The sequence below is a fragment of the Thalassobacillus devorans MSP14 genome (genome assembly GCF_000496835.1).
Taxonomy (GTDB): domain Bacteria; phylum Bacillota; class Bacilli; order Bacillales; family Halobacillaceae; genus Thalassobacillus; species Thalassobacillus devorans_B.
This window is the reverse complement of the sequence record NZ_KI543238.1, coordinates 355,812-373,144: the sequence shown is the minus strand read 5'-3', so window position 1 is coordinate 373,144 and position 17,333 is coordinate 355,812. Positions and strand designations below refer to the sequence as shown.

The 17,333-nt window shown below is 45.1% G+C and carries 19 protein-coding genes and 1 riboswitch; of the genes, 3 read left to right on the top strand and 16 right to left on the bottom strand.

The genetic code is table 11. From position 1 onward, the window contains the following. Window positions 1-19 precede the first annotated feature (19 nt). Genes P855_RS0118015 through P855_RS21300 form a run of 11 tightly spaced genes read right to left on the bottom strand, consistent with a single transcriptional unit; the run spans window position 20 to window position 9,131 of the window. A complete protein-coding gene (locus tag P855_RS0118015; protein WP_028784868.1) occupies window positions 20-469 on the bottom strand; it encodes a hydrogenase maturation protease in 450 nt (149 codons plus the stop codon). Then, a complete protein-coding gene (locus P855_RS0118010) occupies window positions 469-1,878 on the bottom strand; it encodes a nickel-dependent hydrogenase large subunit (RefSeq protein WP_028784867.1) in 1,410 nt (469 codons plus the stop codon). The genes P855_RS0118015 and P855_RS0118010 overlap by 1 nt, the downstream gene beginning before the upstream one ends. Before the next feature lie 5 nt (window positions 1,879-1,883). Then, window positions 1,884-2,780 (bottom strand): hydrogenase small subunit, encoded by an 897-nt coding sequence (locus P855_RS0118005; protein ID WP_028784866.1) that lies wholly within the window; start codon window positions 2,778-2,780, stop codon window positions 1,884-1,886. Beyond that, a complete protein-coding gene (locus P855_RS21905) occupies window positions 2,777-3,307 on the bottom strand; it encodes a cytochrome b5 domain-containing protein (RefSeq protein WP_084315770.1) in 531 nt (176 codons plus the stop codon). Before P855_RS21905 ends, P855_RS0118005 begins: the two co-directional genes overlap by 4 nt. Window positions 3,308-3,321: 14 nt before the next feature. Continuing rightward, window positions 3,322-3,576, bottom strand: coding sequence for a hypothetical protein (locus P855_RS0117995; protein ID WP_028784864.1), 255 nt, complete (start codon window positions 3,574-3,576; stop codon window positions 3,322-3,324). 22 nt (window positions 3,577-3,598) lie between these two features. Then, window positions 3,599-4,600 carry a hydrogenase expression/formation protein HypE gene (gene hypE, locus P855_RS0117990; protein WP_028784863.1) on the bottom strand — a complete coding sequence of 334 codons (1,002 nt, stop codon included), beginning with the start codon at window positions 4,598-4,600 and terminating at the stop codon, window positions 3,599-3,601. A 13-nt stretch (window positions 4,601-4,613) separates the two neighbouring features. Further along, window positions 4,614-5,732 (bottom strand): hydrogenase formation protein HypD, encoded by a 1,119-nt coding sequence (gene hypD, locus P855_RS0117985; protein WP_028784862.1) that lies wholly within the window; start codon window positions 5,730-5,732, stop codon window positions 4,614-4,616. Then, entirely contained in the window at window positions 5,729-5,947 is a 219-nt protein-coding gene (locus P855_RS0117980) for a HypC/HybG/HupF family hydrogenase formation chaperone (RefSeq protein WP_028784861.1), read from the bottom strand. Before P855_RS0117980 ends, hypD begins: the two co-directional genes overlap by 4 nt. Continuing rightward, the gene (gene hypF / locus P855_RS21305) at window positions 5,916-8,258 is read right to left on the bottom strand and encodes a carbamoyltransferase HypF (RefSeq protein ID WP_161628834.1); all 2,343 of its coding nucleotides are present in this window, start codon (window positions 8,256-8,258) and stop codon (window positions 5,916-5,918) included. Before hypF ends, P855_RS0117980 begins: the two co-directional genes overlap by 32 nt. Continuing rightward, window positions 8,201-8,884: a hydrogenase nickel incorporation protein HypB gene (gene hypB, locus P855_RS0117970; RefSeq protein WP_235062678.1), complete on the bottom strand. Its 684-nt coding sequence runs from the start codon at window positions 8,882-8,884 to the stop codon at window positions 8,201-8,203. Before hypB ends, hypF begins: the two co-directional genes overlap by 58 nt. Further along, window positions 8,877-9,131, bottom strand: coding sequence for a hydrogenase maturation nickel metallochaperone HypA (locus P855_RS21300; protein WP_235062684.1), 255 nt, complete (start codon window positions 9,129-9,131; stop codon window positions 8,877-8,879). Before P855_RS21300 ends, hypB begins: the two co-directional genes overlap by 8 nt. Before the next feature lie 179 nt (window positions 9,132-9,310). Between P855_RS21300 and P855_RS0117960 the strand changes: the two genes are divergently transcribed. After that, window positions 9,311-10,297, top strand: a complete 987-nt coding sequence (locus tag P855_RS0117960; RefSeq protein WP_037986466.1) for an acryloyl-CoA reductase — start codon at window positions 9,311-9,313, stop codon at window positions 10,295-10,297. 45 nt (window positions 10,298-10,342) lie between these two features. On the opposite strand, the gene P855_RS0117955 is transcribed toward P855_RS0117960, so the two are convergent. Beyond that, window positions 10,343-11,383 (bottom strand): M14 family metallopeptidase, encoded by a 1,041-nt coding sequence (locus P855_RS0117955; protein WP_028784859.1) that lies wholly within the window; start codon window positions 11,381-11,383, stop codon window positions 10,343-10,345. 197 nt (window positions 11,384-11,580) lie between these two features. After that, a complete protein-coding gene (locus tag P855_RS0117950) occupies window positions 11,581-12,051 on the bottom strand; it encodes a DUF2188 domain-containing protein (protein WP_028784858.1) in 471 nt (156 codons plus the stop codon). 145 nt (window positions 12,052-12,196) lie between these two features. Between P855_RS0117950 and P855_RS0117945 the strand changes: the two genes are divergently transcribed. Next, window positions 12,197-12,709 (top strand): DUF3231 family protein, encoded by a 513-nt coding sequence (locus P855_RS0117945; protein ID WP_028784857.1) that lies wholly within the window; start codon window positions 12,197-12,199, stop codon window positions 12,707-12,709. Between the two features lie 113 nt (window positions 12,710-12,822). Beyond that, a riboswitch (SAM riboswitch) is annotated at window positions 12,823-12,931 on the top strand. An 80-nt stretch (window positions 12,932-13,011) separates the two neighbouring features. After that, complete coding sequence (locus P855_RS0117940) at window positions 13,012-14,124, top strand: methionine biosynthesis PLP-dependent protein (RefSeq protein ID WP_028784856.1); 1,113 nt, start codon at window positions 13,012-13,014, stop codon at window positions 14,122-14,124. A gap of 50 nt (window positions 14,125-14,174) precedes the next feature. Here P855_RS0117940 and P855_RS0117935 read toward each other — a convergent pair whose 3' ends face one another. From P855_RS0117935 to P855_RS0117925, 3 genes are all read right to left on the bottom strand, one after another. Next, a complete protein-coding gene (locus P855_RS0117935; RefSeq protein ID WP_028784855.1) occupies window positions 14,175-15,596 on the bottom strand; it encodes a hypothetical protein in 1,422 nt (473 codons plus the stop codon). Window positions 15,597-15,723: 127 nt separating this feature from the next. Further along, a complete protein-coding gene (locus P855_RS0117930; RefSeq protein ID WP_028784854.1) occupies window positions 15,724-16,635 on the bottom strand; it encodes an HD-GYP domain-containing protein in 912 nt (303 codons plus the stop codon). A 13-nt stretch (window positions 16,636-16,648) separates the two neighbouring features. After that, on the bottom strand, window positions 16,649-17,077 hold the full coding sequence (locus P855_RS0117925; protein WP_028784853.1) for a hypothetical protein: 429 nt from the start codon (window positions 17,075-17,077) through the stop codon (window positions 16,649-16,651). Window positions 17,078-17,333: the final 256 nt, after the last annotated feature.

Genomic DNA, 17,333 nt, shown 5'->3' with positions numbered 1-17,333 from the left:
TATATGGTTATGGTTCACACTATTTTCCTACTTTTTCAATCTTGTCTTCCATGGTCTTCCTGACATCCTCTACTATTTTCAAAAACTTCCGCTCCAAGACCTCGCTCAATCCCAAGTGGAAATCAATGATGGCAGCCTCAATGCCGATCAAGTAACCCTTAACATTGCTGTCATGAAGCATATGGAAAAGATGCAGGTTATGAGCGGATATCCCTAACTCCATCACTGGCATTCTCTTCAGTTCATACCAGCTGATGGCCCCTGGTGGTTTTCCGGTCGAAGTAGCGTCAACCACAAATAGAAAAGAGGCATCTTCAGCTGCGTCGAGACAATAATCCAGGTCTGTCTCCCCGATAATATACGTGACATTCACCTGCTCCAACCCTTTTAAACTTTCCACCACATATACCCCTATCCCATCGTCCCTCATTAATGTATTTCCAATTCCAAGCACCACTATTTTTTGCATTAAAACACCTGGATCGTTTTCGTTTCTTGACCTGGACTTGAGACATGGGTGGCACATGACATGCAGGGGTCAAAGGATCGGAGTATCCTTCCAAGCTCTACCGGCTGTTCCGGATCAGCGATAGTTGTCCCCATAACAGCCTGCTCAGCAGTCCCCAGGCTGTTCTCGTCCGAAGCGGAATAATCCCAGGCAGAAGGGGTAATGATTTGATAAAAAGAAATCATTCCATCTTCTATTTTCAGCCAATGACCCAAGGTGCCTCGCGTGGTTTCCACTAACCCGGCTCCCTGAGCCGATGAGGGAAGTTCCCACTCTTTCTGCACCATGTAATCAGGTACGACCTGGTCGAGTAACGTAGCTATAATACCAGCAACCTTCGCCGCTTCCAGTGACCTGGCTATCGTCCGGTCCATAGCGGATATCCCATTGCGGTAATCACCGCTCAACCAAAGCCTTGCCAAAGGACCTACCTCTACTGCCATTCCATCATAGCGTGGGGCCTTGACCCAGGTATAGGCGTCTTCTTTCTCCATGTCGGGTTCAGGCATTGTTTCAAATGGCTTATATGTCTTTTTCCCTTGATACCAGGAGTAATTGATATTCTCGGTAATCAAATCCGCATCAAATGGGGAAGTTTTATTTGTCTTACTGTTAAAAACAAGAGGTTCTGTGTATAAAGTGCCGAGCGCCTCATACCCGTGGAAAGCGCCACAAGACATGAGATTTCCCGGTCCTTTCCCCATTTGGAATAACTCTGGATAATAGCGGCTGATGGTATACGTATCAGGAATCATCCTATCGACGATGAAGTTCCTTATTTTCTGCAGCATCGACTTGGCTTCAATGATTTTCACTGCGGTCGCAGGCGTCGTGTAGCCGCCGACATATACTCCGTGGTTATGTGGAGCCTTTCCGCCAAATAAAGCCAACATTTGATGAGCGAGCCTGCTGATAGCAAGCGATTCAAAATAATGATTTACAATGGTGTCATTGTCTTTTTTTGGCAGCCTCGCGTCCCCATCATACGAAGTGAAAAGTGGATGATCTGGAGGCATTTTTACGTAGTCTGGAACGGAGTACTGGTAGAAGTGGCGGATATGATTCTGTAAAAATTCACAGCCGTGGATAATGTCTCTCAAATAACGTCCCTGTTCCTCCACAGTCACATTCAAAGCGTCTTCCAAAGCAAGGGATGAGCCTACAGAATGAGCAGTCGAACAAATCCCGCAAATCCGCTGAGTCAAATAAATGACATCAAACGGCTTCCTCCCTTTCATCATTTGTTCAAAACCACGGAACATCATGCCTCTCGTTCGCGCTTCGCTTACTACTCCATTTTCTACCGTGACATCCAGTTCCAAAAATCCGCTGATTCTGGTAACTGGGTTAATAATGATTTTTCGCGCCATACGAATTACTCCTTTGTTGTATCATACGAAATGAATGGGGCCATCCGGTCCGGAAATCCGAATTGCGCACAGCCGATACAGGTGCTTGCTCCGATTGGCCAGTTGACATGATCGTTCCACTTCCTGGTAGGGCAATCCGTACGTGTTACTGGACCACGGCATCCGACCTTGAACAAACAATATGGCTCCCCCAACTTTTCTGCAAAAATTCCCTGGTCAAAAAATGGTCTTCTTGGACAGCGGTCATGGATAAGGGTACTGTAAAACATTAGCGGTCTGTTCATATCATCAAGCTTCGGTTCCCCGAACATTAACAGGTGTGCTAGTGTCCCAAGAAACCAGTCGGGATTGACGGGGCAGCCTGGAAGCTTAATAATGTGCCGATCCAGTACCCTTTGCAGACCAACCGATTGTGAAAGATTCGGACGTGCTGCCGAAGGCCCGCCATCGACAGAACACGCGCCGACAGAGATGACATGAGTAGCTTTTTTCCCAAGCAGTTCAGCCATTTCCAGCCCAGTCACAGGTCTGTCGCCAATTTTTCCGACCAGATGATACATGCCCTTATTTTTTAAAGCCACGGCCCCCTCGACAGCCAGGATGAATTCTTCCTCGCTGTCAGCAAGATCAAACAGCCGCTGCACTGCCTGTTCCCCTTCGGCTGCCATCAGACTGTTGCTGTACAAGAGATCCACCATTGAGGTAATCATATATTCGAAGTCAGGATTCGACCCGTTCAGAAGAGAGATGATATTACCTGAACAACCGTTCAGCTCCAGATAGACTAATTTCTTTTTTTTCAAAGTACTTTGGTCCACTTGCCGTTTTGCTTCCCTTGCCAGCCTTGCTGCCACTGATTCGTTATCTGTAGACTCTGGTGGCAATACAGGATGCTCACTCATGCTATCAGCCTCCCTACCGGTACAAGTGTGTCGAGAATCCATTGCTGGCCGGTGTGGCAGGAGGCGAACTCCTGAGTCAAATCCCTGCCTGCTGACAAACCGAAATGAGTAGCAACCGACCAGGCGGCGTTATTGGTAACATCATAAACGACGCCATTTACCGCCACATAGGCAGGCTGACCATTCATACCAGTGAATTGAGCCAGCTGTTCACGAGTGAACTCCCTTTGGTTATTGTCAACAGGAGTGTTTGTAGAATCTGGAAGAGTGGTTTGTGGAGAGTTTGGTATTGGTATGGCTACTTGCTCCTGTGGGAAACTCGCCGCAACAAGCAGCTGGTTCAAGAATTGCAGGTGGGCAATCTTATTCCACATCTGATTCAATGTAAGGTTTTTCGTATGTTCATCCTCTGTTGCATACATTAGGCGGATCAAATAGTTGATTTCAGCAAACGTCAAGTCTATCTGCCTTTGTATCATATCCACATCTATCACCAGGGCACCTTCCTTTCCAAAGATGAAGTTCATGCTGCCTTGCCCCGTCAATATTCTGTTATGGTTACGCCCTCCTCCATCTGCCCGCCAGAAAGATAGTTCAGTTCAATTTGCCGCAGTTGGCCGATCAATTGCTCGGTGGAACGTTCTGCTTCCTCAAAATCCAGGCGGCACTTTCTCCCCTCTTTATCTGCCACCAGCTGTTTCCAAAGTTCAATATACGTATGAGCACTTGCAATCGATTCCTGCAGCTGCCTGAATGCCAGCTGCGCCTCCTGACGGTTCAATTTTTCCTGGCACATCCAACCACTCCTTTTCCTTGTGTTAACAAATCCGGGGCAAAGGTTCTCCGGACAACATATCTAATACGCGGGTACCTCCAAACTCCGTTTTTAATAGCACCTGACCACTGCCTTCTGTCACTTCCCCTATCTCTGCAGCCATTTCATGCCCCGGGATATCCTGCAAAAATTGGACAAGTGCTTCCGCTTCTTGCGAACCTGCAATCAACAGCACTTTTCCCTCATTCGCCATGTAGGCAGCATCCAGTCCCATCAATTCCAGCGTGCCCCTCACCTCTGGCTTGACCGGTATCCGCTCTTCTTCAAGTACAATATTCAGGGTTGTTTTCAAGGCGATTTCTTTTAAAGTTGTTGCTATTCCTCCTCTCGTCGGATCACGCATGAAACGTACCGTTTTAAATTCCTCCATAATCTTTTTTATCACCGCATGAAGCAGCTGGCAGTCACTCGTAATCGGAGCTGTAAAAGGAATTCCCATCCGTTCTCCTAATACGGCTGCAGCATGCTCGCCTATGCCTCCATTTATAATTACTCGATCCCCCGGCTGAATATGATGATAAGCCAGCTGGACACCCTGCTCTCGATACCCGATACCTGTGGTATTGATATACAACTGGTCGCACTTCCCTCTTTCCACGACTTTAGTATCACCTGTTACAATCCGGATTCCTGCTTCCTTTGCTGTCGCAGCAAACGACTGGACAATTTTCTTTAAAAGCTTTATTTCCAGTCCTTCTTCTAATATAAACCCAACAGACATGTAAGCAGGCCGGGCACCACTGACAGCCAGGTCATTGATTGTACCGGTCACTGCAAGCTTTCCGATATCCCCGCCTGGGAATTCTACTGGATTGATGACAAATGAATCCGTGCTGACGACCAGCTCCCCGCTCTGAAATGGCAGAACTGCCGCATCATGTTCTTGTTCCAGTTCAGCATCACCGAATGCAGTTTGAAAAACTTCCCTTATCAGCTGGTGCGTCTGGCTCCCACCATCACCGTGGGACAATAAAATTTTCTTCATCATAACCGCTCCTTCATTTGGACAACGAATGCTTTTGCCGTTCATATTGATAGTAGGTTGAGCAGGTGCCTTCGGAAGATACCATGCATGGTCCAAGAGGATTGTCCGGCGTACAGGCGGTAGCGAACAGCTTGCAATCAAACGGCCCCTCTTTTCCTTTCACTATTTCTCCGCAACGGCACCCTTTCACGACCCTCGACTTCGGCTTGACAGCGAGAATGTTTTTCCTGGCATCAAACTCTTCATAATCAGAATGGATGGTCAGCCCACTTTCCGGAAGCTTTCCAAACCCCCGCCAGGAGGGAGAATAGACTTCAAACACTTCACCAAGTAAATTCTTAGCCCGTTCATTACCGAATTCCCTTACATTTCGTTGATAATTATTTTGGATGACACGCATCGGCTTCTCCATTTCCTTCAGCAATAATACGACCGATGTCAATAAATCAATCGGCTCGAATCCACTGATAACAGCCGGCACATTGTACTTTTCCAGCCCTCGCCAGCCATCACGGCCGATAATCACAGACACGTGACCAGGCAGCACAAATCCGTCAATTTTATGGTCATTATCTTGCAGCAGAGATTCCACAGCGGGAGGTGTAAGCTTATGGGCGGCATAGACATAATAGTTATCTACTTCCTGATCTTTTGCTTTTTTCAACGTCAACGCGATACTTGGAGCAGTCGTTTCAAATCCTACCCCTAAAAAAACGACCCGTTTACCAGGGTTATCTTTTGAGATTTCCAACGCTTGTGAGGGAGCATGTACGATGCGGATATCCGCACCATTCGCTCGTTCCTGATACAGGTTCGACTTTGTCCCCGGCACCTTCATCATATCTCCAAAAGTCGTTACGATGACGTCCTCACATTTCGCATAGGCAATCATTTGATCAATATCGCTTTGATCCGTAACACAGACAGGGCAACCGGGGCCGCTGATCAGATTGACATAAGGAGCCAGCAAATCTCTGACTCCGGTTTTTGAAAAAGCGACCGTGTGCGTACCGCACACTTCCATGAAATTGAGCTTTCTCCCCACGCGTTCGTGCTGTTCTTTCATCAGAGGTGCCGCCTTGCGGAAAAGCCGCTTAAACAATGGCCCGTTACGATAAGCCAACAGGTTCATTCCAACAGCTCCTTCCATAAATCTAATGATTGTATGGCCTGTTCTTCGTCAATGACCTGGATTGCTTCCCCTGCATGTACCAGCACATATTGCCCTGTTTCAACCGCTTCAAGCAACTCCACACCAACCATGATCCTGCTTCCTAAATAATCAACAATAGCGGTACATTTTTCCTCCCCTATTTCAACGACCCTTGCCGGCATCGATAGACACATTATTTTTGCTACACCTCCATTTTGCTACAGCTGCTTGTCCCAAAGCGATGTTGCCATCTCCTGCTGGCACCTGCCGATGAATGAGTACGGAATATCCATTATGTTCAAGCAGATGCTTCGTAACTTTTACGAGATAGCGGTTCTGCCACACCCCGCCACTCAATACAACCGGAAGTTTACCTGTTACCCTTGCAGCGAGACAAACTCCCGCGCCAACCATTTCAGCAATGGTATGATGAAATTTTGCTGCAATTGTCTCTTTTGCTATGCCATGATGGATATCTGCCAGAATTCCTTTAATCATTCCGTCAATCTTCCATTCTCCTTGAACGACCGTAAACTCATAGCTGTCTGAAGTCCCGGATTCTAAGGTTTGCTTCTCCATCATTTCACTCAACAAAACAGCTGCTTCCCCTTCATACGAACTTTTTTTACATAAACCAAGCATCGCAGCTACCGCGTCAAACAATCTTCCCGCACTGCTCACCCGGCTCCCCTTACTCCCTTGTAATTGAGCAGCCGCTAAAGGGACCTCATTTTCCGGAAAAAGGTCCGCCGCAGTTTTACTCGCCATTTCTTTATCCTCTATAGCTTCATAAATTAGTGAAACTGCCATCATCCACGGATGGCGGATTGCTGCTTCTCCTCCTGGAAGTGTAACGGGCTGCAGATGGACATTGCGCTCAAAATTGCTATAGTCTCCAGTTAGTATTTCAAATCCCCACATCGTGCCGTCTGTTCCATATCCGGTTCCGTCAAGAATGCACCCAATGACAGGTGTTTCCAGCTGGTGTTCAGCCATACAGGCAGCCATGTGGGCATGGTGGTGATAAACAGGTATAGGATTTTCCATACCTGCAGTCAACTGCTTTGAAATCATATAAGCAGGATGTGGATCGTAAGCGACCACTTCCGGATTTTTTTCTGACAGATGCAGCACATGATCCAAGCACTCCTGATAGCTTGCCAGACTTTCTAAACTATCGATGTCTCCGATGTGCTGACTGAGCAATGCTTTATCCTTGTCTAAAACGCAAAAAGTGTTCTTCATTTCCGCTCCTGCCCCCAGAACAGCAGGTGCTTCCCCACTTGTCGGAATGGAAATCGAGTCAGGGACGAATCCTCTCGCTCTTCTGATCAGAGAAAATTGTCCGTTCATGCTTTGGCCCACTGAATCATCAATACGGGTGACAATAGCACGATCATGTATCAAAAAGCCTTCAACGATCCCCTTCAACTGGGTCAATGCCTCCTCATTTGTTTTAGCAATCGGCAAGCCGCTCTGGTTGCCACTCGTCGCTATCATCAACTCAGGACCTTGGGTGAATAGCAAGTGGTGGAGCGGTGTATAAGCCAGCATAACTCCGACACGGTACAAACCAGGGGCAATGGCATCCAATGGCAGGACATCTTTCGCTTTTGGTTTAGGAGTCAGCAATACAATCGGAGCTTGTGGGGATTGCAGTGCTTTTCGTTCTGTTTCACTAAGATTAAAATACTGTTCGATTACCCGGATATCACCTGCCATTAAAGCAAGCGGTTTGCTCGGTCGGTTCTTCCTTTGTCGCAAGCGTTCAATAGTTTGTGGGCTAAATGCGTTGCACATCAGATGAAACCCGCCAATCCCTTTTACTGCAAGGATTTTATTTGTACTAAGGTAAAAGACAGCTCCCTGGAGCCAATCGCTTGCCTGTTCCTTTCCCCTTTCATCGAGTAACTTCATCTGCGGCCCACAGACAGGGCAAGCGATCGTCTGAGCATGAAAACGCCTGTTATTCGGGTCATCATATTCTTGCTGGCAATCTTCACATAATACAAACGTGCTCATGGAGGTAGTTTTCCGGTCGTAGGGAAGTTCCTCAATCACCGTATACCTTGGGCCGCAGTATGTACAACTGGTAAACGGATACTGATAATAACGGCTTGTCTCATCATGAATATCTTTAAGACATTCCTCACAAACAGCCAGGTCGGCGGGAAAAGCGGTGGCAGCTTGATCATTCTTTTCACTTGGCTTGATTGAGAAATTTGCATCTCCGGATGGAAACAGAACGGTACCTTTGAGAGCATCGATTCGGGCCGGCTCAACTGTCTCTGTTTTCAAAGCATGATAGAAAGCATCAATGTCCCCTTTCCTTCCTTCTACTTCAATGGATACTTTTCCAGCATTATTAAGGACAAACCCAGTCAGGTGATTTTTCTGTGCCAGCCGATAAATGTATGGCCGAAAACCTACCCCCTGAACGACACCTGTCACGTCCAGTCGAAGTCTTTTGCCTGTGTTTGCGACACCCAGCTTTCCTTTAACCACTTGGTCCACCTCCCGATCCCTTCTCCACTGTGTGCGGATAATTCAAAAATCGGGGCATCAGGATTGAGCTGGTGGACATCATCCCTGAATTGCTTCAAATCAAACCCTGTATAAGGCAGTAAATCTATTTTATTCAAAAGAACAACATCTGCATTTTCAAAAACAGTCGGATATTTAACAACCTTATCCGCCCCTTCCGTTGTACTTAGCAGCGCGACATTCACATGTTCCCCCAAATCGAACGCTGCTGGACAGACAAGATTGCCGACGTTTTCAATCACCATCAGATCAATCTCTTTCAATGGAAAAAGGGAAAGCACCCCTGCTACCATTTTTGCATCCAGGTGGCAGGCTCCGTGCGTATTGATCTGCACCGCTTTTACGTTGTGTTTCGCAATACGTGCCGCATCTAAATCAGTTGCCACATCCCCTTCAATCACACCGATATTCATGATTGTTTTTAAGTTTTTGATGGTTTTTTCCAGTACAGAGGTTTTCCCTGAACCTGGGCTGCTGATCAAATTAATAGTAAAGGTGTTTTCATCATAGAAGCGGGTACGATTCTGCTCTGCATAGGTCTTATTGGTTTGAAGTACATCATGTTTCATGGGGATATGTTTAGTCACTTGATTCCTCTCCTTCAATATAATCGATATAAAAATAAATTCCTTCGATAATTTCCCATTTCAGCTCTGCTTCAGCTGCCGGTCCCTTACGCAACGTATCAAAGGCAAACTGCAATGCCTCAGGCATGACCATCATTTGTTCACCAATGGTTAATTTGATAATCGTAACCTTATTCATTCCTCCCTGTCTTGATGCTTGTTCCACATGTAATAACACTTCATAGATCAAACTGACTTCATGCATCATGATCACCTAATTCCACCATAGTACATCGTATGTAAATGGCATTCTCATTATCACTTGTGCTGTATAAAGCAGATTATCAGCCTAATCCCGAATAAAATCCGACTTACGGTTCAGTGTGCGAGAACTGTAAGCAGGGTAAACAAATGCTAGACTGATAGATAAGGAAAGGGGAGTTGCAAATGACATTCAAAGCTTTTCGAGTCAATCAGCAAGAAGAGGAATTTTCATCAGGAATAGAAGAACTGGAGCTGGAGGATTTATCTGAAGGCGACGTAGTGATCAAAGTTCATTATTCCAGTGTCAACTTTAAAGATGCTATGGCTAGTGTAAAAAATAGTAAAATCGCACAGAAATACCCGTTGACGCCAGGAATTGACCTTGCCGGAGAGGTAGTGGAATCCCATTCCGAACAATTCCGTGAAGGAGATAAAGTGGTTGCAACCAGTTATGACATCGGAGTCGCTAAAGATGGCGGCTACAGTGAATATGCCCGCATCCCATCAGAATGGATCGTCGAACTACCGGAAGGAATGACGCTGGAGGAATCGATGATCTACGGCACAGCAGGATTCACAGCGGCATTATCCATCCATCGACTGGAAGAAGCAGGAATCCGACCTGAAAATGGCCCGGTGCTTGTCACTGGTGCTACCGGCGGCGTCGGAAGTATGGCTATCGCTATGCTGGCTAAGCTAGGTTATAGCGTAGTTGCCAGTACCGGAAAAGAAAGCGAACATAGCTATTTGAAGGAACTAGGGGCAAAAGAGGTCGTCTCCCGGGAAGCTGTCTATAATGGCAAAGTCAAGCCATTGGATAAGCAGCTATGGGCCGGAGCAATCGATGCCACCGGAGGCAATAACCTGGCAGCCATCTTAAGCAAACTCCAATACAGCGGTGCAGTTGCAGTAAGCGGACTGACAGCAGGTACGGATGTTCCGACTACTGTCTTCCCATTCATCTTACGCGGGGTCAGCCTGCTCGGTGTCGATTCTGTCCAATGCCCGATGACGATACGCAGGCAAATCTGGAACCGTATGGCGACTGATCTGAAGCCAGAAGGACTATTTGAGCAAATGAAAAATGAAGTAACCTTGGAAGAGTTGCCGGAAACGATCAATACTCTCCTCGAAGGAAAAGCCCGTGGAAGGAATATCGTAAAACTTTAACAATCAAAAGGAGCGCCTGATTATACGGGCGCTCCTTTTAATCATTTATTCTCCTGGGTAGGCACTTTCTTCCAGGTTATCCCAGAAACTAGTGTCTGCATTTTCAATTGAACCATCTGCGATCGCCTTTAGAGCCGCTGTCATAGTTACTACACCCTGATTGATCAAATAACCATTACTTTTCTGTCCTAAAACATATGGTTCATAGTAATGATCGGCCATCCCTCTCATTTCAAATAATAATGTGGATATGCCATATTCATTGGCCAGTCCGTTACGGCTGATTGTATTAGCTGTACCGCCAACATATTTGGATAATGTCCCGTACCCTTTCGACTCTACAGCGTTATAAACAACTGCACCAAGCTTCTTGGAACCTTCCAGCACCTCAGGATCGACATTTTCATTGGTTGGATAAAGAATGGAACCAGAAACAAGTGGACCATCTTCGCCTTTTAAGGTCTGTGTTCCTTGATGATGAAGGTCAATCATGTAGTCAGGGCTGTATTTTTGCAGGACATTTTTATGCAAGGCTTTCGTTTCAGGCTGTTTACGGTCAACGTGATCACGGTTTAAATCGACGCCATTTGCGTTGTAACGGGTATGTGTACCGGCGACGTAATCATCAAGGGAGAATTTCACATCCCCTTCCGCTCCATCTACGTTGAGGCGAGGAGCAATCAAAACATTGACATTATCGAGGATATTTTGCACTTCCTTGCTGTTCGTACTTAAGTATTTAATCATTTTCAATGCAGCTTCTGTGGTCAATGTTTCATTCCCATGCTGCTGGGTCAAAAATAAAATCGTTGGGTTATCTTCCTGTTCCCCGAATTTAGCAAGATACAAATTTCTATCCTGTACGGATTTCCCATAAACTTCTAATTTAAGATTTTCGGACTGTTGATCGACCCTTTCAAGCAGCTTCACCATTTCGCTATAGGAATGCAGCCGTTCATTCTGAATCGTTTCATTCCCATTGTAGTTCGGTCCATCGGCACTTACGGTGTTGACACCTGTTCCTAGCACCACTCCAGAACTTAGCAACACTCCGGATAATGCGATATTCAATGCTTTTCTTCTCAAGATCCATCCATCCTTTCATCATTTTATTCGGGGTTCCTTTTGAGCTTTCTAGACGATTTTCGATGAATCCTGTCAAGAAAACTAAAGTCAGGAACATTGCCCTAACAAAAGGATGCCTTGGACCTATGCCTGCTCCCTGTCTACCCACCAAGCCCCTCTCAAGAAAAAAACAGACCCTCAGGTGAAGGTCTGTTTGCTCATTTATTACTATTCTCGTAATTGTGTTCGTTCTGAATGTCACCGTTTTTCTTATGGATGACTGCTTTGGTTCCTTTATTTTCAGCAACTTCTTTTGCGCGCCTGATCGCTTCGTCTTTATTGTCGAATACCTGGTCTGGCTTTTTGGCGCCATTCGCCTGGACAGCCCAGCCGTCATCATGGGCGACCACATGCTCGCCGCGGTCCAATAATTCAGGGCGATTGTCATATTGTTTATCTTCTTCGTCACGATCCTTTAACTCTTTATCGTCAGCGTCCTTCATTTCATTGATTTCTTTATTGGAAGCATTATCATACCATTCTTTCGCCTGACTGGTAGCAATAGGAATCGCACGGTTTTCATCATAACCTTCATCTACCATAGCATTCGCAATATCAATCGCTTTATTCCTCACTGCAGTGTTCAAGTTTTTTAATGAGCTTGGATAATCATTCTTATCCCAAGGCATTGCGCTCACCTCCACGTCATATTTATTTATTATGTTCCGCGTTGGCTGCCTTTATAAACATCCCTTGCCTGTTTTAGGAAGGTATACGTTTCTTACTACGTATGAATACTACTTGTGTACCACAAATAAAAAAGGAGTGTGTCCAATGGGTATTTTAACCGGTGATCCTAAAGAACAGCCCCTTCACTACGGAGAAGTGTTCGGAATGTGGTCCTATTTATCAGTTGCCAAAGGTAATTACACACGTTACCAAACGTTTATGAACCATACTGGTGATAAAGAATTGATGAAGTTGCTGGAGGAACTGATTGAAGGGATCAAGCATGAATCAGAAAGTGTTGAAGAAATTTTAAAAACCAACGGAATAGCTCTTCCCCCTTCGGCTCCTGAACGTTCAAACGCAACCCTTGAAGATATCCCGGTCGGTGCACGATTCAATGACCCTGAAATCAGCGCGCAAGTCTCTACCGATTTATCAGCGGGTTTGGTTGCTTGCAGTACTGTTATCGGGCAATGTACACGGGAAGATATTGCTATGATGTTTGGGCAGTTCCATATGAATAAAGCCCAGACAGCTGCAAAAGCGCTTCGACTGAATAAAGAAAAAGGCTGGTTAGTGACACCACCGTTGCACACCAAAGTGCCAGAACCAGTTTAACCAGCATGGCAGACCACTAAACATAAATGGTCTGCCTTATTTTTTCAAAAAAATCATTGCATAATTTAAAAAATTCCTGTATGTTGGAAATTAAATCAATTGAATATTCACTATTCTTATGAAGAGAAGCTGAGGGAACTGGACCGTTGAAGCTTCAGCAACCTGCCGATTTCGGTGAGGTGCTACATCCAGCGAGCGGGTAAGCCGTTTGAAAAATAAGAAGAAGTGGCTAATTTACGAATAAAATCAGCTCTTCTTCTTGAGAGCTGATTTTTTTATTTCACGATAAAGGAGACGGAATCATGGGCACTTATCATCTTGACACTACATTAGCACAAACAGGAAACCGAAGCGAAACTACGACTGGAGCGGTGAATCCTCCCGTATATTTTTCTACTGCTTATCGCCATGAAGGGATAGGAAAATCTACCGGGTACGACTATTCACGAACCGGCAACCCTACCAGGGACTTATTAGAAAAGGCGATCGCTAATTTAGAAAGCGGAGCTGGTGGTATTGCTTTCAGCTCGGGAATGGCTGCCATCCAGGCTACTTTTTCCATTTTTGAACCGGGAGATGAGTTCATTGTTACCAAGGATGTTTACGGGGGCTCCTACCGTATTTTTGAAACTCATTTTAAAAAATTCGGTTTACAATTCCGTTATGTAAATAGCTCGGACCCAGCCGATTTTGAACAAGCTATTACTGACCGCACCAAAGGGTTATTTATTGAAACACCGACAAATCCTTTGATGACCCAGGTTAATATTGAATCGCTTGCTCAAATTGCCCAGCGAAATGGGATTGTTTTGATTGTGGATAATACGTTTTATACCCCCTATTTGCAACGGCCTCTTGAACAAGGAGCAGATATTGTCATTCACAGTGGTACCAAATATTTAGGAGGTCATAATGATGTCCTGGCAGGTCTGGTCGTTGCTAAAGATGATAAATATGTTGAAGAGCTTCGCCTGGAGCAAAACTCTTCCGGAGCGGTATTATCTCCATTTGACAGCTGGTTATTGATGCGAGGAATGAAGACGTTAGGATTGAGAATGCGGCAGCATGAAGAAAACGCCAAACAGCTGGTCGAGTTCCTGGAACAAAGTCCTTTTATTGCTGACGTTTTATATCCCGGCAAAGGCGGTATGGTTTCCTTTCGTGTTCAGGACGAAGCAGCCGTCCCACATCTGCTCGAACAACTAAAGCTAATTACATTTGCTGAGAGCCTGGGAGGAACAGAAACGTTCATCACCTATCCAGCTACCCAGACGCATTATGATATACCAGAAGAAATTCGCAGCAGCTATGGAGTATGTAACAGGCTCCTGCGCATGTCGGTAGGAATCGAAAATGTACAAGATTTAACTCAGGACCTTCAGCAAGCATTAGAAAAATCTTACCAGCATGTATGATTTTTTTCATGGAAATGCCCCCTTACATGAAGAACGTAAGGGGGCTATTATCACCAAATCAATAAAGCCAGAGTAGTGGATACCATCAGCCCAATGATGACCGGCAGGAAGTTTTTTCGGACAAGTTCCATTACGGAAACCCCGCAAAAACCGGCAACAGCTACCAGGGATGACCATGCGATCAAGGTACCTCCACCAACCCAAATCGAACCCATCTGTCCGATTGCTGCCAGGGTGGCAGGATCGACATTGCCTGAAGCCAGTGCTCCGGATAAGGCACCTGTCAAAGGCAGCCCTGAAAAACCAGAACCATCCAGCCCTGTGATCATTCCAATAATCAAGATCCCGAACGCGGAAAGCACCATATTTTCTGGTATCACATTCTGCCCTGCCTGCACAAGGTCGAACAGAAATGCCGGACTAGCTTTCTCACCTAATGACATAATGCTTCCGGCAAAATCACCGCTTCCAAGGAAGAAGAAGCCTGCTATCGGAATAACAGGGCCCATCGCCTTGAAAGCAAAAACGAACCCTTCTGTAATGTGTTCGGAAATGCGGTCCAGCGCTTTACTCTTTCCAAATGCGAGTGTGGCGAAAGATAGCAATAATACGGCCACACCTCCAATAAATGCAGCGCCATCCCCTCCTTCAAAACCGCCCATCCTCCCACTGCTGAATTTCGTGTAAACCATATATAACATAACAAGGAGCATGGAAAGTGGAACAACTATAGCAAATATCTTTCCCCAACGGGAGTTTAAGCTAGCAGAAGCAGCTGTTTTTGTATGACCACCAGGGAGAGTATTCCATTCCTTTTCATTCTGGGGATCATTCGGTTTACGTATTTGCTTTCGGATCATCATATATGCGATACCAATCGCAACCGCTCCAGTAATGACCGAAAGAAGCAATGCTTTATCAGCGACTGCCGCTGTTTCGATACCAGCTGATTTGGCACTGAGCATGGGAGCTACCTGAATGACATAGTCAGAAGACAAGGCCATACCTTGCCCGGATATGGCAACAATCATCGCCGCCCCCATCACCGGGAGTCCCGCTCTGACAGCTGCGGGCACAAGCAGCGCACATATCAAAGGTACAGCCGGTGTGGGCCAGAAAAATAACGAGATGACAAACGTAACCATACTCAGCATTACAAAGGCGATATGGCCATTTGTCATCACTTTTTGAATCGGTGCAATCATTTGACGATCGGCACCTAAATCTTTTAATGCATGCAATAAAGCTACCATGAATGTAATGATAAGGAAGATACTGAATAACTCTTTTGCAGCGGTCAAGTTTGCATTAAATACAGACGTAAAACCGCTGACAAGACTGCCATTATACACCCATGCCACCAGAAAAGTACCGAGTAATGTCGGTAGTACAACTCCCTTTCTGAATATCATGGTCAAAATGACAGCAAGCGTCACAATTGCATAAACCCAATGAGCTGCGGTCAAAACCATATTGATGTCTCCTTTCGAGTTCATAACCCGAGTTTGGAGTATCATATGTGCATACGCCCATAAGCGTGTATGCCCTCCGAATTATTCGCTGGCGAAAATAAAAGGCTCCCCGGATTCGGGATGCCTTTTATTTATAATAATTTCCTTCCTCTTTCAATACCTCTTCAAATACAGATACTATTTCAGACTCATAATGAATGCCTGCAAGACTTTTAATCTCTTCGATCGCGTATTCTGCTTTGTAAGCTTTTCGATAAGTACGATCTTCAGTCATTGCATCAAAGGTATCGCAGACTGCAATGATCTTAGCTTCAAAACTAATCTGCTCCCCGGTCAGACCGTATGGATACCCCGACCCATCCAGTCGTTCATGATGCTGGATGATGATTGGCGCGAGATCTTTATAATAGGTTTTGGCCACCATATCCGCGCCCTCGCCTGGATGCCTTTTAATGAGTTCGAATTCTTCTGTTGTAAGTTTACCAGGTTTATTCAGAATTTCTTCCGGAATATTTATTTTTCCAATGTCATGGAGTTCCGCTGCTAAGTGCACTTTCTCCAGTTTTTCTTTTCCGAGTTCAAGTTTTTGAGCGACTTTCACAGCATAATTAGTAACTCTCCTACTGTGAAGAGAAGTATAACGATCTTTTTCTTCTACTTTGTACACTAGATCCCGCAATCCTCTCATATATTCACTCATATAATAGAAAGTAGGTTCAGTAATGATCCATAGATAATTTACATCAGTCAAAGCTTTAAAGTGGACAGGACCGTTAAGGTTTTTAACTGAGTAATAATCATTTTGCGTTAATTGCACTCTTTGCGCTTCTATATCACATTCTAACGTACCATTGAGGATATAGAAAAATTCCATTATATTTGTATTATCACTTGGATATATGTAAAAGATGTTGTCTTTGTAAATAGTTTGAAGCATGATTTCGACGCCGTCACCACGCTCCAATAAACGAAGTTCATTTGTTGTGTATTTTAAATTATCCAAAAAGGACTGCTTATTAAATACATTTAAGCCTCTCACATTTACCCACCTTTTAAAAGCCTACTACTCGCACAGGGTCGATCCATACCTGCCTGTCTGCGATTTCGACAAGCACCCATTCACACTCAGCAGTTACTCCAAGTTCTCCGACAGCGGCAATCGTGGTTTGCGTCAATGTTCGGGTTGTCTGATCCAATAAAGCAATCAGTGCATCCAGATCTTGATTATATTTTTCTGTACGTGATGCTGCTTCCTCTTCGTTTTCGATTGTTTCCATATCCTTGAGATAATCTTCACGAAGCATGTCTCCTGCCACCTGGGCTTTTTCAATCAACCAATTAATCTGGCTGTTGGTTTCATCCACCAGCTTTAAGGCTGTTTCCATTTTTTCGTCCTGGGAATCTGCAGCGGATACATTAACCCCCATGGATAATGTTAAAACAATAGATAAGAGCATCATTCCAACTAACTTTTTCATCATTTTAAGAGCCTCCTGTTTATTTGTTTTCTGCTTTTTTGTCATCTAAGTTGCCACTCTACTTTAAAAAGGGTCCAATCAGCTTTTATATCGGAAATTTTTTTGCAAACTTAACATTATCCTGGAATTTATGACAAAAATCTTAAACATACTGCTGCTCCGATCATTACTGGAACAGAAAAAATTGGCACAAAAGCGCAAGCGCCTTGACCCCCGACAAGCTTAAGACAAGCCTTGCGGTGACGTTCTTTGTACTTTA